The organism is Mesorhizobium sp. M1A.T.Ca.IN.004.03.1.1 (assembly GCF_003997555.1).
Lineage (GTDB): Bacteria > Pseudomonadota > Alphaproteobacteria > Rhizobiales > Rhizobiaceae > Mesorhizobium.
The window spans coordinates 345126-360617 of sequence record NZ_RZTV01000001.1; the positions used below are offsets into that span (position 1 = coordinate 345126).

The window sequence follows — 15492 nt, forward strand, 5'->3', positions numbered from 1 at the left end:
GGCTTCTGCATCCATCACATTTTGGTCATTCCGAAAAAGTTGATGGTGCTGTCACGGTGGGACGGGAAACTGCGGAGCGGCCCCGCCCGGTCCGAACGGCAAAAAGGGGAATGCCGGGAACGTGATGGCCGCCGGCGTAGCGGCTGGCTGAGGCGGCGCTTGCTGTCGTCGCTGCAGGCGCTTGGCCACGTGCTCGGCGAAAAAGGACGGCGCGATTGGATGTCCTCGTCTACTTGGGCAGCGTGTAAGCCATCACATAATCGCCCGGCCTGGTACCGACCGAGCCGTGGCCGCCGGCGACGATGACCACGAACTGGCGGCCGTCGGCAACCGTGTAGGTCATCGGTGTCGACTGCCCGCCGGCCGGCAGCCTAGCGCGCCAGAGCTGCTTGCCCGTCGTAAGGTCATATGCGCGCAGATAGTCGTCGACCGCGGCCCCGAGGAAGGCGACGCCGCCGGCCGTGATCATCGGCCCGCCGATGCCTGGAACGCCGACCTTGAGCGGCAGGGGCAGCGGCGTCATGTCGTAGACGGTGCCGTTGCGATGCTTGTAGGCGATCTGGCCGGTTCTCAGGTCGACGCCGGCGACATAGCCCCAGGGCGGCGCCTGACAGGGAATGCCGAGTGGCGACAGGAATGGCCCCATCACCACCGCGTAAGGCGCGCCCTCATTGCGGTTGAGCCCCTGCTCGCTGCCCTTGGTGTCGCCGGGCGGCGGCACGTCCGCGCGCGGAATGAGTTTCGACGTGAAAGCGAGATAAGTCGGCATGCCGAACATCACCTGTCGCACCGGGTCGACCGCGACGCCGCCCCAGTTGAACACGCCGAAATTGCCGGGATAGACCAGCGTGCCCTGCAGCGAGGGCGGCGTGTAGCGTCCCTCGTAACGCAGTCTCTTCAGTTCGATCCGACACGCCAGCTGATCGAACATGGTGATCCCCCACATGTCGGCGCCGGTCAGCGGCTTCGGGTTGAACGACAGGTCGGAGGACGGCTGCGTCGGCGAGGTATGGTCGCCTTCGATCGCTCCGCCCGGTGCCGGCACTTCCTTCACAGGAATGATCGGTTCGCCAGTGCGCCGATCGAGCACATAAAGATCGCCCTGCTTGGTCGGCCCTACCAGTGCCGGCACCACGCCGCTCCCCGTCGTGATGTCGACCAGCGTCGGCTGCGCCGGCACGTCCATGTCCCACAGGTCGTGATGCACCGTCTGGCGCACCCAGCGCAACTGTCCGGTGTTGAGGTCGAGCGCAGTGATCGAGGAGGAGAATTTTTCGACATTGGCGCTGCGGCCCATGCCGAGCTGGTCGGGCGTCTGGTTGCCGAGCGGCAGGTAGAGCAGGCCAAGCTTCTCGTCGGCGCTCGCCGTTGACCACATGTTGGGCGAGTTGTTGGTGTAGTTCTGCCCCGCCGGCAGCGGCGTCGTCTGATCCGGTTTGCCGGAATCCCAATTCCACAACAGCGCGCCGGTGCCCGCGTCATAGGCGCGGATGACGCCCGACGGCTCCTCGGTCGAATAATTGTCGTTGACCGCGCCCCCAACGATGATCTTGCCGGCGAGGATCAGCGGCGCCGAGGTCGAATAGTAGTAGCCCGACTTCGGAAAGGGCATGTTGGCCATCAGGTTCAGCGTGCCGCCTTCCGCGAAGGACGGACAAACTTGCCCGTTCGCGGCATCGAGGGCGATCAGCCGGGCGTCCGAAGTCGGCAGGTAGATGCGTGCCGCGCAGGGCTGGCCCGCCGCGATCTTCGCATCGGCGTAATAGGAAACTCCGCGGCAGGTCTGGTGCTGGCGGTTGGGATCGAGCTTGATCTTCGGGTCGTAGCGCCATTTCTCCTTGCCGGTCGCGGCATCGATGGCGATGGCGAAATTGTGGGGCGTGCAGATGTAGAGCGCATCACCGACCTTGAGTGGCGTTACCTGATAGGTCGTCTCGCCGATGTCGTCCGGACCCTTCATGTCGCCGGTGCGGTAGGTCCAGGCCGGCTGCAGCTTGGCGACATTGTCCGGCGTGATCTGAGCGAGCGGCGAGTAACGCTGGCCGAACGGCGTGCGGCCGTAGAAATGCCATTCGCCCGCCGGCATGTCGCCGCCGAGATTGGCCGTCGGCGTCACCTTATCGGTGTTGAGCGTGCCGCCGATGTCCTTCGGATCGGCGGTCATCGAATAGCCGGCCACCGCAAGCGATGCGAGCACCGCCAGGATGAGCGGAGCGCGTCCGTCCGGACCGGTGAATCCCCGCCTGGCCCATGGCGTCAGCAGCCAGAGCGCGATGAGAACGATGATGCCGCCGCGCGGGCCGAGCTGCCACCAATCAAAGCCGGTTTCCCACACCGCCCAGCACAGCGAGGCGAGCACGATCGCGGCATAGAGCCAGAGCCCTGTCGATCTGCGGCGGAAAACGAGCCAGGCGGTGATCAGGAAGGCCAGTCCGGCAATCAGGTAGTACCAGCTGCCACCCAACGTCACCAGCCAGATGCCGCCGCCGCCGAGGACCAGGCCGATAAGCAAAAGGACGAGGGAGGTGATGGTGACAGCCAAGACGATACTCCTTCGACTGTTGCGCGCTTGCGGCGCCTCTGAGGCAACGGCTTGCCGTCCCTGCCCTGTTGGCAGCTTTCTCTCGCAAGTTGCGCCTGTCAAGGCGGCCCCGAACAGGAACAACTAGAACAAAACGGAGACACTTCTGGCCTTTCGCTGCCGAATCACTACATTCGGGGGCGATGTCCGGCTTTTCGGAAGACATGCCCTTTTTTGACGAACCGAATGCGCGGCCCGCCGCCCCATCCGGCCTCGCCGCGCGCGCCATGGCCGCACGCAACGCGCAGAACCGTGCGCCCGATTATCTGAACGGCCTCAATCCCGAACAGCGGCTCGCTGTTGAAACGACCGAAGGCCCGGTTCTGGTGCTGGCCGGCGCCGGCACCGGCAAGACGCGGGTGCTCACCACGCGAATCGCCCACATCCTTGCCACCGGCAGGGCCTTCCCCTCGCAGATTCTCGCCGTCACCTTCACCAACAAGGCCGCGCGCGAGATGAAGCAGCGCATCGGCTTGCTGATCGGCGAGCAGAATGTCGAGGGCATGCCCTGGCTCGGCACCTTTCACTCGATCGGCGTCAAGCTGCTGCGCCGGCATGCCGAGCTTGCCGGATTGAAATCCGATTTCACCATCCTCGATACCGATGACGTGGTGCGGCTGATCAAGCAGCTGATCCAGGCCGAAAATCTGGACGACAAGCGCTGGCCGGCCAAGACCTTCGCGCAGATGATCGACAACTGGAAGAACAAGGGCCTTGGCCCCGACGAGATTCCGGAAGGCGACGCGCGCAGCTTCGGCAACGGCAAGGGGCGCCAGCTCTACAAGGCCTATCAGGAACGGCTGCAGACGCTGAATTCCTGCGACTTCGGCGATCTCCTCTATCACCCGATCCGCATCTTCCGCGCCTATCCGGACGTGCTGAGGGACTATCATCGCAAGTTCAAATACATCCTGGTCGACGAGTACCAGGACACCAACACCGCGCAATACATGTGGCTGCGCTTGTTGGCGCAGAGGTCGCAATCCTCCCCCCTTGAGGGGGAGGTGTCCGCGAAGCGGACGGAGGGGGTCGCCGCGGAAGGCGCCGCCCAGTCATCAGGCGCCGGAGCGTCGAGCACTGCCGCGAGGACCCCTCCCGACCGGGCTTCACCCGGCCACCCTCCCCTCAAGGGGGAGGGAAACCGGCGTCGATCCACTGTCAACATTTGCTGCGTCGGCGACGACGACCAGTCGATCTATGGCTGGCGCGGCGCCGAGGTCGACAATATCCTGCGCTTCGACAAGGATTTTCCGGGCGCCACCATCATCAGGCTGGAGCGCAACTACCGCTCCACCGCGCATATACTGGGTGCGGCTTCGCATCTCATCGCCCACAATGAGGGCCGCTTCGGCAAGACGCTGTTCACCGACCGCAACGACCCCGAGGACGATAAGGTGCATGTCCATGCCGCCTGGGATTCGGAGGAAGAGGCGCGCGCCATCGGCGAGGCGATCGAGGCCTACCAGCGGCAAAAGCACAACCTCAACGATATGGCGATCCTGGTGCGCGCGTCCTTCCAGATGCGCGCCTTCGAAGACCGCTTCATCACGCTCGGCTTGAGCTACCGCGTCATCGGCGGCCCGCGTTTCTACGAACGGTTGGAAATCCGCGACGCGCTGGCCTTCTTCCGCGTCGTCGCCAACAGCGGCGACGACCTTGCCTTCGAGCGCATTGTCAACGTGCCGAAGCGCGGGCTCGGCGAAGCCACCATCCGCCAGATCCACGACACCGCGCGGGCCATGCAAATCCCGATGCTTGAGGCCGCGGCGACGCTCGCCGAAAGCGACGAGCTGAAGCCGAAGCCGCGCGCCGCGCTCCGCGAGGTCGCGGCCAATTTCGAGCGCTGGCAGAAGGCGCTGGAGACCACGCCGCACACCGAGCTCGCCGAGACCATCCTCGAGGAGAGCGGCTACACCGACATGTGGAAGAACGACCGTTCGGCCGAAGCGCCCGGGCGGCTGGAGAACCTCAAGGAACTGATCCGCTCCATGGAGGAGTATGAATCCCTGCGTTCGTTCCTCGAGCATGTCGCGCTGGTCATGGAGGCAGAGCAGGGCGAATCGCTCGATGCGGTCTCGATCATGACGCTGCATTCGGCGAAAGGGCTTGAATTCGAGACCGTATTCTTGCCCGGCTGGGAGGAAGGTCTGTTCCCGCATCAGCGCGCGCTGGACGAAGGCGGCCGCTCCGGCCTCGAGGAAGAACGCCGCCTCGCCTATGTCGGCCTGACGCGCGCGAAAAAGAACCTGCACGTCTGGTTCGTCTCAAACCGCCAGATCCACGGCCTGTGGCAATCGACCATTCCGTCGCGTTTCGTCAATGAATTGCCGGAAGCCCATGTCGATGTCGCCGATGGCGGCAATTCCTATGGCGGCTATGGCAATCCCTATGGCGGCGGCTCCTTCGCCTCAGGCCGCGGCGGCGGCCGGCAGAATCCCTACGGCGCCTCGCGCTTCGACAATATCGGCGCGGAAAAATCCGGCAGCTTCTCCAACACCTATGCGACACCCGGCTGGCAGCGCGCGCAGGCGAACCGCACCGAAGCGACCGACCGCAACTGGGGCACACGCTCCGGCCACCAGGTCGAACGCATCGGCTATGGCGAGACTGACAGCGGCTATGGCGCCGGCCGCACCTCGGTGAAAGGCCGCACCATCGAAGGCGAACTGGTCGCCAAATCGGTCGCCGACACACCTTCGCCATTCAAGCTCGGCGACCGCGTCTTCCACCAGAAATTCGGCAACGGCAATATTGCCGCCATCGACGGCAACAAGCTGACCATCGACTTTGACAAGGCCGGCCAGAAACGTGTGCTGGACGGGTTTGTCACCAGCGTTTGAGCGGCGGCCGCCAACGGATCACCGTCCGAAAACCGCAGCCTCTCAGCGATACCGCGCCTGGTTCCATTTGTGGCCGAGCAGGGACAGGATGATGATCAGCCCGTTGAAGAACTGGACGTAGAAGCCGCTCAAACCAGCCGCCACGACGCCGGTCTGGATGAACGACACGGTGACCGCGCCGATCGCGCCGCCGACCACTGTACCGATACCGCCCCAGGTCGGCGTGCCGCCGACGAACACCGAGGCCAGCACCGGCAGCAGATAGCCGTCGCCCGCCGTCGGCCACCAGGTGAAGTTGATCATCACCGAGAAGGTTCCGGCGATCGCCGCCCCGATGCCGGTGAAGACGAACACCTTGACCCGGACGCGCTGGACGTCGATGCCCATTTGCTTGGCGCTGTCCGGATTGTCGCCGACCACCTTGACCTGGGCGCCGAAGCGGTGGCGGTTGTAGAGCAGCGCCGAAAACACGACGAAGGCGATCGCCCAGAAGATCTGCACCGGGATGCCCCAGAGCTGGCTGGAGAAGATCGCGTAAGCTGAGCTGTCGGCCAGATTGGTCAGCGCCGTCGACCTGCCCTCGTTGATGATCTGGATCAGCCCGCGCAGCAGGAAGTTCATGCCGAGCGTGGCAATCAGCGACGACAGGCCGCCATAGACCACCAGCGATCCGACCAGGAAGCCGAGCAGCGTGCCGGTGAGAAGCGCCGCGGCGATGCCGAGGAACGGATCGTAGCCGGCCTGCACGACGATCGCGAAGGCCCATGAGGCGAAACCCATCGTCGCCGGGAACGATAGGTCGATCTCGCCGCAGGTGACTACGAAGACCAGCGGCACGACAACGAACAGCGCGACGGGAAGCGTCGTCAGCACCGAGCTGTAAAGATACCAGGTGGTGAAGACGGTCGGGTTGGCGATCATGAAGATCGCCATCATGACGATGAACACGGCGAGCGTGCCTAGCGCCGCGCGATTGTCGAGGACGAAGCCGCGCAGCCAGTGATCGGAAGGATGACTCCACTGCTTGCCTGATTCTGTCGGGCCGCTTGCCCTTCCCAGAGGTGTTTGCAGATCGGGTTCCATGGCCTTGCTCATCACGCTCTCTGCTCCGCTCCGCCCGCCTCGTGTAGCCCTGGCAGGCCACCCGGATGCGCGATCTCTTCCATAAAGTTGATGAGGTCGTCGGCTGACTTGACCTCGCTGCGGTCAGCCGTCAGCGCCACCTTGCCGCGGTCGAGCACCACGAAGCGGTCGGCGATGTCGAAGACATGATGAATGTTGTGGCCGATGAACAGGATCGAGCGGCCACTCGCCCGCACCTGGCGCACGAAATGGAAGACCTTGGCGGTCTCCGTCAGCGACAGCGCCGTCGTCGGCTCGTCGAGGATAATCAGCTCCGCCTGCTTGTAGATGGCGCGCGCGATCGCCACACCCTGACGCTCGCCGCCCGAGAGCTGGCCGACGATGGAATGCGGCGTGAACACTTTCGAGGTGAAGCCGATCTCGCGCATCAGCCGGCTTGCCTCGTCGATCTCCTTGTTGACTTTCAACCAGCCCATGAAGCCGGTCAGCTCGCGGCCCATGAAGATGTTGCGCACGATCGTCTGCTGCACGGCCAAAGCGCGGTCCTGGAAGACTGTCTCGATGCCGGCATCGCGCGAGCGGGCGGCACTCCATCCGGTCACCGGCTTGCCGCGTACGAGGATGTCGCCGCTTGTCGGCTTGACCACGCCGGATAGGATCTTGATCAGCGTCGATTTGCCGGCGCCGTTGTCGCCGATCAAGCCGACCACCTCGCCGCGGTCGACGCTGAGGTTGACGCCGCCCAGCGCATAGACCTGGCCATAGGATTTCTTGATGTCGCGCAGTTCGATGATGCGTTCGCCCATGCGATCCTCGCTTCCAATTGTCTTATCGGCCGCTTGCCGGCGATCCGGTCGGCCGGGCCCAACCCCGACCGACCGCCTGGGAGGTCAACGCAGCGCCTGCTTGGCCAGCTCAGCGACGATCTCGTAATTCTGCGGCGTGACGAAGCCGGCCCCGGTATCGACATTCATCGGCGCCAGACCCAGCACCACCTGCTGGCAAAGGCTCAAGATCGGCAGATAGCCCTGCAGGAAAGGCTGCTGGTCGGCCGTCAGCTGCACCCAGCCGCCCTTGAAGCCTTCGACGATCTGCGGGCTGGTATCGAAGCCGAAGTTGAAGATGTCGCCGGGCTTGCGTCCCGCCGCCTGCATATAGGTGGCGACGTTGCCGAGCATCTGTCCGCCGGGATAGCCGACCGCCTTGACGTCGGGGTGGTTGAGCAGAGCCGCCGTGATCACCGGAATGGCAAGGTTGGGGTCGGACGCCCATTCGCCGCTCGGCGGCGAGGACAGCTGGATCACCTCGACGCCCGCCTCCTTCAGCGCCGCGACCGTGCCGCGCTCGCGCGCGCCGCGATTCTCGTTCTCGAACGGGCCGATCATGATCGCCTTGTCGCCGGCCTTGAGCTTGCCGAGCTTGAACGCCTCGGCGCCGAGCGCGCGGCCCTGCTGCTCCTGCTGCGCGCCGACATAGCCGCCGCCGAACGCTTCCACCACCTTCGGCACCGGCACGTTCTGGTACATCATCTTGATGCCGTCCTTATGCGCCTGCTCGGCCAGCGGCATGATCGCGGCATCGCCCGGATGGCCCATCATGGCGATGCCTTGCGGCTTGACCGCGACCGCCTCGCGCAATTGCTGCACCATCTTCTCGACATCCCACTGGGAGAAGATGTAGTCGACCTTCGGCCCAAGATCGGCCGCCGCCTGCTTGGCGCCATTGTAGACGATGGTGCCGAAGGCGTCGCCCTCGGCGCCGCCGACGAAGAAGCGGATATGGACGTCCTTGCACCATTGGGCGTCAAGCGCCTTTGCCGGCAAGGTGGAAATCGAGGCGCAGAGCGCCGCAGCAGCCGCCGCGACGGTCGAGCGCAGAACAGTCCTTCTCGTCGTGATGCTCATGCACGTTCCTCCCTTTTGGTCCCTCGCAACAGAGGGTTTCGACGATTGCTTCGGCCGTAGTCTTGGTGGCCGGCACCTCCCGCCGGCCGGTCCTCACACCGGATTGGGCAGGTAGCTGGCTCCTCCCCTGCACTGCTTCAGATAGCCCAGCGCCCGCACCTGACCGGTCATCTCGAGGTCGCCGCGATAGACCGGGTCGTGCCAGCCTTCGATGTCGATGGCGCCCTTGTAGCCGGCCAGCCGCAATTCGCTGATCACCCGGGTCCAGTCGCTGTCGCCGAAGCCGGGGCTGCGCATCTGCACGAATGGCAGGCGTCCGAACACGCCGTGCTCGCGGATCACGTCCCAGCGCACGGTGGCGTCCTTGCCGTGGACGTGGAAGATACGCGGCGCCCATTTGCGAATCTGCGGAATCGGGTCGATCAGATAGACGAGCTGGTGGCAGGGCTCCCATTCGAGCCCGAGATTGTCGTCGGGCAATTCGTTGAACATCAGCTCCCAGGCGTCTGGGTTGTGGGCGATGTTCCAGTCGCCGCTCGCCCAGTTGCCGTCCATCGCACAGTTCTCGAAGGCGATGCGCACGCCCTTGTCGGCGGCGCGCCTGGCCAGCGGCCCCCAGACCTCGCGGAAACGGGGCAGGCTGTCGGTCAGCGGTTTGCCGCGCAGCCGGCCGGTGAAGCCGCAGACCATCGTGGTGCCGAACAGATGTGCGTTGTCGATGACGGTCTCCCACGCCGCGAGCACGCCGCGGTCGACCTCGCCGTTCTCCAGCGGATTGCCGAACACGCCGATCGATGAGACGGCGACGTCCGCATCGCCGATCGCTTCGCGGATTTCGCCCGCCAGGCGCTTTAGGTCCTTGCCGCCCAGCGTCTGCCAGAAAAAAGGCTGGATGCTCTCGAAGCCGAGCGGCAGGATCTGTTTCACATAGACGGCCGGGTCGTCGAGATTGGCTCGCACCATGGTGCCGATCCTGATGTCGAGAAGCGGGTTCGGCATCACGGCGTTTCCTTTGCGATTGCGACGCGGCGTCCGGTCTCTGCGCTTTCGATGGCGCCAAAGACCATGGCTAGGCTTTTGATGTTGTCGGTGCCGCGCGTCTCCGGTTCGGTGCCGGTCTCGATCGCGCGCATGAAATCCTGGATGATGCCGAGATGGCCGTCGACTCTGTCGGCCGCGTCGAGCGCCGGCACCTCGATCGACTGGGTCTTGTCGATGATACCGTCGCGGCCGGATGCAACCACCTCGGCCTTCAACCCGTCATGCCCGTCCCACAACAGGCTGCCGCGCTCGGCGACGATGCGCCAGCTGCCTTCCCAACTCGTGCGGAAACCGTCCGCGCACCAGGAGCCGGCATAGGTGAAGACCTTGCCGCCGCCGAAATCGAACACCGCGCTGGCCGACGAGCCCTGACGGTACCAGGAATTGGCAGGCTCCCACTCCTGGCAATAGACGCCGGCCGGTTCGCCGGCGACCATGTAGCGGGCGGCGTCGAACGTGTGGATCGCCATGTCGAGCAAAAGCACGTGGCGCATCTCCTCGCGAAAGCCGCCGAAGTGCGGCGCGACGAAGAAGTCGGCATGGATGCTGGTCGGCTTGCCGATGGCGCCGGAATCGAGGAACCGCCGGATCCGCCTGACATTGGCGACATAGCGCCGGTTCTGAACCACGGCATGGACCCGCCCCGCGCGGCGCGCCGCTTCGATGATGGCGCGCGCATTTTCTGGGCTGTCGGCAAGCGGCTTTTCGGTGAGCAGATGGCAGTTATGGGCAAAGGCTGAAAGCGCGACCTGGCGCCGCGCAGCAGGAACCACGACATCGAACACGGCATCGGGCCGGGTCTGATCGAGAACGGCATCGAGGCTGGTGCCGATGACGGCATTGGGGAGCTCGTACTCGCGCGCCCTCGCCTGCGCCCGCTCGGCATCCAGATCGACAAGGCCGGCAATGGCAAGCCCGTCGATCTGCCTCGCGGCATCGAGCCACTGCCTGCTCATGGCTCCGCACCCGACCAGGACGACCTTCATCATCCAGCGCTCCTCCTCCGCTCGGCCCCTCCAGGCCGAGTGTCACGGCATTTCCGGCTTCACCGTAAACGTTTTTCCGTAAACGTTTACGAGAACACACCCGATGGCGTAGAATGTCAATCACCTGCTCGCGAAAATCGACATGCACTGCTTGGCCTGAAGGACGGCCGGTGCTAGCGAAGTCAGGGGGAGAACCTACCTTGGCGTCCAGCATCCACGATCTCGCGCGTCACCTGAACATTTCGATCGGCACCGTGTCGCGCGCGCTGAACGGCCGCGCCGACGTCAATGCGGAGACGCGCCAGCGCGTGCTCGAGGCGGCCAGGAAGCTGAACTATTCGCCCAACCAGTCGGGCCGCAGCCTGCGCCAGGGCGCCACCCGCTCGATCGCCTTCATGCTGCAACCGCATCCCGGCGACCAGCAATATGGCGAGCCGTTCTTCATTCCGTTCCTGACCGGCCTGCAGGCGCGGCTCGCCGAGCATGAGCTGGATCTGATGGTCGTCATGGGCGAGCCCGGCCAGTATCAGCAGGAGCGGCTGCGCCGCGTGGTTGAGACGCGCCGGGCCGACGCGGTCGTGTTGGCCAATACACGGCGGGAAGACGATCGGATCGACTATCTGAGCAAGGCCGGCTTTCCCTTCGCCACGCTTGGCCGAAGTCAATCCGGCGGCGACACCTATCCTTCGCTCGATATCGATTTCGAGAGGGCGGGTAATGAAGCCGTCGACCGGCTGGTTGCGCGCGGCCACCGCCGCATAGCTGCCATCCGCCCTTCGCTTGATCTCAACTTCGGCTACCTGTTCCTCGACGGCTACCGCAAGGCTCTGAAGCGGCACGGCATCGAAGTCGACCCCGGCCTGATCGCCGACGGCTTCATCAACGAGACCGGCGGCTACCAGGTGACGCCGCGTGTCATGCTCTCCAAGGACCGGCCGACAGCCATCATCTTCAACAATGACGCGATGGCGCTCGGCGGCTGCAAGGCACTGGCCGAGATGGGCATCAGGCCCGGCCACGACATCGCGGTGATCGTCATCGTCGACACGCCGCTCTGCCGCTACTTCTCGCCGACGCTGACCGCCTTCCGTCCGGCGCTGGAGCCGATGGGCCGGCGGCTGGCCGAGATGCTGCTGGCGTCACTCCCGGCCCATGCCGGTCCGGAGGGGCCACGCACGATCCGCGAAGTCTGGCCGCTGGAGCTCGTCGCGCGCGAGAGCGATTGAGCACCCTCTCCTTCTCCCCTTGCGGGAGAAGGAGACGCCGAAGGCGACGGATGAGGGGTGCTCCAGGGAAAGCCAACGTCTCGCTCCGCTGGAACACCCCTCATCCGTCTCGACGCTGCGCGCCGATCCACCTTCTCCCACATGGGGAGAAGGAAGGAGCCCCACTCCTGTCACGCAAGTATCATGTTCGCGTCCTAGACCCGATGTGACACCATTCCGGCTCCGCTCGTCACATGGCGACATCATGAAGCACCTCAACCGAACCGTCGCGCTTGGCGCGGCAATCGCCCTGTTCACCGTGCTGAGCCCTGCGCTCGCCGAGGGTGTTGGCTATGTCAACAAGGGGCTGGTCGGCGTTGGCCGCATCCCCGCCAGCCAGAAGGACAAGTTCGGCGAGACCTTTGGTTCGGGCTCCGGCATGGCGATCGACGCCAAGAGCTGGGCGCGTGACGGCGCCGGCTACAAAGGCTCGCTCTGGCTGCTGCCGGACCGCGGCTACAACGTCGCCGGCACCACCGACTACCGGCCCCGCTTGAACACCATTGCAATCGAGCTGACCCCGACCGCTCCGGGTGCTGCGCCCGCCGCCGGCCAGGAACAGTCGGGCGTCAAGGCAACGCTCGTCGACACCATGCTCCTGACCGACGACAAGGGCGCCGACGCCACCGGCCTCGACCCGCTCAACGGCGTGCGCCCCGCTGCCGGCGACATGCCGATCCTGCCGCAGGCCGACAATGGCAAGCTTTCGCTCGACGACGAGGCGGTCGTGCGCCTGCCCGACGGCACCATGTTCATTTCCGACGAATATGGCCCCAACATCTATCGCTTTTCGGCCGACGGCCGCCTGATGTCGGCGACGCAGCCGCCGGCGGCCCTGGTGCCGATACGCCATGGCAAGCCGAACTTCGCTTCCGACAATCCTGGCCCGGGTGCCGCCGAGCCGGATCCCAAGGATCCCGAGACCGGCCGCCAGAACAATCAAGGCCTCGAAGGCATGTCGATGACGCCGGACGGCAAGTTCCTGATCGCCGTGCTGCAGTCGGCGCCGCGCCAGGATGGCGGCGATTCCGGCTCGACCCGCCGGAACACCCGCGCGCTGGTCTATGACGCCTCCGACCTCGCCCACCTCAAGCTGGCGCACGAATATGTCGTACCGCTGCCGGTGTTCAAGGACGCCAAGGGCAAGACCAAAGTGGCCGCGCAGAGCGAGATCGTGGCGCTGTCCGACAAGAGCTTTTTGATGCTGGCACGCGACAGCGGCAACGGCCAGGGGCTGAAGGACGCCGAGTCGGTCTACCGCAAGATCGAGATCGTCGACCTGTCCGCGGCCACCGATATCGCCAACGGCCCATTCGACGCCGCCGACAAGCCGGTTGCGCCGAAAGGCGTGCTCGATCCGTCGGTGACGCCGGCCAAGCTCACCTCGTTCATCGACATCAACGACAAGGGCGAACTCGGCCGTTTCGGCCTGCACAACGGCGCGCCGAACGACAGGAACAACCTCTCGGAGAAGTGGGAGGCGATGTCGCTGGTGAGCGTGCTGGACCCGAAGCTGCCTGACGACTATTCCTGTTCGTCGCCAACGACAACGACTTTCTCACCCAGGACGGCTTCCAGGTTGGTGCCCCGTACAAGGCCGAGGATGGCGCCGATGTCGACACCACCTTCCTGGTCTATCAGGTTACCCTGCCCGGCCTGTCGGGGAACAGTCTCGCCGCAAACTAGTTGCGATTACCTGGTTTACGCCGGACAGGCGGTTCGAGCGTCTCGTGGAAAGATAGCGGGTTCTTACTGCCGCATCACTTTCAGTTTTTCTGCCGCCGAGGCGGCAAGGTCGGCATAGCGCTCTTCCAGCCGCTCTGCTGCCTTGATGACGGGAAAGTCATGGCCGAACTTCTCCAGCGCCAGGCGCAGCTTTTCCGCGAAGTCCGCCTGTTGCTCCAGTGCCGAAAACAGGGTCTTGACCTGCGCCTCGCTGATATCGGGGTTGGCGAGCATCTTCGGCACATCCCGGCCCATCTGTTCGCCGGTGGCGGTCTGCTCCTTCAGGATTCCGATCCAATCGGTCAATGCCGAACTCCTTTTCCGGCAGCATGCGCGGGGCAAGCTGCTGCGGTCAACCCATTGGCGGTACCGCCGTCGATCATTGCAGCGATCAAGGCTTGCCTCGCCCCTGACCGGCGTTAAGTTCGGCTCGACCCGGAATAAGGACATCAACCATGACCAGCGACGCCGAAATCCAGACCGCCCTGCCCGCTTTCGCCTCCGGCAATGTCGCCGTCATCACCGGCGGCGCCAGCGGCATAGGCCTGGCCGCCGCGAAGCGCTTCGCGGCCATGGGCATGAAGACCGTGCTTGCCGACATAGGCGGCGTGCGCCTCGACCAGGCCCGGCAGGCGGTCGCCGTCATTGCCGGGGACGATGCCGTTCTCCCTATCCCCACCGATGTCTCCAAGGCCGACGAAGTCGACCGGCTCGCGGAACTCACCTACGGTGCATTCGGTGCGGTTTCGGTGCTGATGAACAATGCCGGCGTCGGCAACAATCCCGGCAAGCCGTGGGAAAACCGTGAAGCCTGGAAACGGCTGCTGGACATCAATTTCTGGGGCGTCGTGCATGGTGTCGAGGCCTTTGCGCCGCGCATGCTGGCTGCGGGCGAGCCCGGCCTGATCATCAACACCGGATCCAAGCAAGGCATCACCACGCCGCCCGGCAATCTCGCCTACAACGTCTCCAAGGCGGGCGTGAAGACCTTCACCGAGGGCCTGGCCCACACGCTGCGCAACGAGCCTGGGGCCAAGCTTTCCGCGCATTTGCTCATCCCCGGCTTCACCTATACCGGCCTGACCGAGGGCGCGACGGAAAAGCCGGCCGGCGCCTGGACGGGCGAGCAGGTGATCGATTTCATGCTGGCATCGCTCAAGCAGGACTACTTCTACATCCTTTGCCCGGACAACGAGGTCGCTCGGCCCATGGATGAAAAGCGCATGGCCTGGGCGATCGGCGACATCATCGAAAACCGCCCCGCTTTGTCGCGCTGGCATCCGGATCACAAGGACGCTTTCGCCGCCTTTATGAACCGCTGACGGGCCGTTCAGGCGGCGCCTTCCTCTTAGAGCTTGCCTTCCGTGGCACGGTCTTGTTGGCGGCCGCCTCAGCGATCTTGCGGTCGCGCCCGGAACCGTTTTTTATCGTCATAGCCTGCTTGGCCGCTGTTTCGGCGATCTTGCGGTCGTGCCGTTTTGCCGCCGCTTCGCATTTGGCGCGGATCTCCTCGACCTCCGATTCCGTCAGGTGCTCGATGCCGATGAAATGGTTGTGGGCCTCGCTGACGCGAATCAACTCGTCGAGCTTGGTCTGGATTGCGGCGCCATCGCGGTTCTGCGTGTTCTGGATCAGGAACACCATCAGGAAGGTGATGATGGTTGTCCCGGTGTTGATCACCAGTTGCCAGGTATCCGAGAAGCCGAAGACCGGGCCAGTCGCGGCCCAGATCACCACGATCAGAACGCAGACGGCAAAAGTCAAAGGCATACCGGCCAGGTGAGCCACCCAATTGGCAACCTTGGTGAAAAGCTTTTCGATCATCCAGTCCTCACAAAACGCAAGAGCGCGGCATTTCGAGAGAAACAAGGGCCGGCCTCTCCGGTTCCCGCCGGCCCGATTTTCCGCCTGCAATCGCATACACGCGAGAGGCGCATGGCGACGAAAAAACACCTTATGCGTTGTTGCCATGGTGCCGGTGCAGGTCGAAAAGCCTGCTCGTTCCGCTTCACGGCGGCTTACCTCCGGCCCCTTCAGCTGCTCCCCCCGCATGGCGGAGGGGCGCTT

11 protein-coding genes and 1 pseudogene are annotated in these 15492 nt (G+C 64.6%); 4 read left to right on the top strand and 8 right to left on the bottom strand.

The features are described 5' to 3' along the window. Positions 1-229 precede the first annotated feature (229 nt). Positions 230-2542 carry a glucose/quinate/shikimate family membrane-bound PQQ-dependent dehydrogenase gene (locus tag EOD29_RS01690; protein ID WP_127245790.1) on the bottom strand — a complete coding sequence of 771 codons (2313 nt, stop codon included), beginning with the start codon at positions 2540-2542 and terminating at the stop codon, positions 230-232. 182 nt (positions 2543-2724) lie between these two features. Here EOD29_RS01690 and EOD29_RS01695 point away from each other — a divergent pair, with 182 nt between their 5' ends. After that, positions 2725-5421: a UvrD-helicase domain-containing protein gene (locus EOD29_RS01695; RefSeq protein ID WP_127245791.1), complete on the top strand. Its 2697-nt coding sequence runs from the start codon at positions 2725-2727 to the stop codon at positions 5419-5421. Between the two features lie 42 nt (positions 5422-5463). On the opposite strand, the gene EOD29_RS01700 is transcribed toward EOD29_RS01695, so the two are convergent. The 5 genes from EOD29_RS01700 to EOD29_RS01720 all read right to left on the bottom strand — a co-directional run bounded on the left by EOD29_RS01700 (position 5464) and on the right by EOD29_RS01720 (position 10438). Further along, positions 5464-6516, bottom strand: a complete 1053-nt coding sequence (locus EOD29_RS01700) for an ABC transporter permease (RefSeq protein ID WP_067323158.1) — start codon at positions 6514-6516, stop codon at positions 5464-5466. Continuing rightward, positions 6516-7310, bottom strand: a complete 795-nt coding sequence (locus EOD29_RS01705; RefSeq protein ID WP_127245792.1) for an ATP-binding cassette domain-containing protein — start codon at positions 7308-7310, stop codon at positions 6516-6518. The genes EOD29_RS01700 and EOD29_RS01705 overlap by 1 nt, the downstream gene beginning before the upstream one ends. 84 nt (positions 7311-7394) lie before the next feature. Beyond that, a complete protein-coding gene (locus EOD29_RS01710) occupies positions 7395-8408 on the bottom strand; it encodes a substrate-binding domain-containing protein (protein ID WP_067323154.1) in 1014 nt (337 codons plus the stop codon). 93 nt (positions 8409-8501) lie between these two features. Beyond that, entirely contained in the window at positions 8502-9407 is a 906-nt protein-coding gene (locus EOD29_RS01715) for a sugar phosphate isomerase/epimerase (protein ID WP_206520445.1), read from the bottom strand. After that, positions 9407-10438, bottom strand: coding sequence for a Gfo/Idh/MocA family oxidoreductase (locus EOD29_RS01720; RefSeq protein ID WP_127215480.1), 1032 nt, complete (start codon positions 10436-10438; stop codon positions 9407-9409). The genes EOD29_RS01715 and EOD29_RS01720 overlap by 1 nt, the downstream gene beginning before the upstream one ends. Before the next feature lie 197 nt (positions 10439-10635). Between EOD29_RS01720 and EOD29_RS01725 the strand changes: the two genes are divergently transcribed. Continuing rightward, a complete protein-coding gene (locus tag EOD29_RS01725) occupies positions 10636-11661 on the top strand; it encodes a LacI family DNA-binding transcriptional regulator (RefSeq protein WP_095802689.1) in 1026 nt (341 codons plus the stop codon). Between the two features lie 244 nt (positions 11662-11905). Next, a pseudogene (locus EOD29_RS01730) lies at positions 11906-13386 on the top strand (esterase-like activity of phytase family protein). Between the two features lie 63 nt (positions 13387-13449). Here the strand turns inward: EOD29_RS01730 and EOD29_RS01735 are convergent. Further along, complete coding sequence (locus tag EOD29_RS01735; protein WP_095824909.1) at positions 13450-13731, bottom strand: hypothetical protein; 282 nt, start codon at positions 13729-13731, stop codon at positions 13450-13452. A gap of 149 nt (positions 13732-13880) precedes the next feature. Here EOD29_RS01735 and EOD29_RS01740 point away from each other — a divergent pair, with 149 nt between their 5' ends. Further along, positions 13881-14747: an SDR family NAD(P)-dependent oxidoreductase gene (locus tag EOD29_RS01740; RefSeq protein ID WP_127245794.1), complete on the top strand. Its 867-nt coding sequence runs from the start codon at positions 13881-13883 to the stop codon at positions 14745-14747. Here the strand turns inward: EOD29_RS01740 and EOD29_RS01745 are convergent. Next, positions 14734-15249 (bottom strand): low affinity iron permease family protein, encoded by a 516-nt coding sequence (locus EOD29_RS01745; RefSeq protein ID WP_066990799.1) that lies wholly within the window; start codon positions 15247-15249, stop codon positions 14734-14736. The genes EOD29_RS01740 and EOD29_RS01745 overlap by 14 nt on opposite strands. Positions 15250-15492 lie beyond the last annotated feature (243 nt).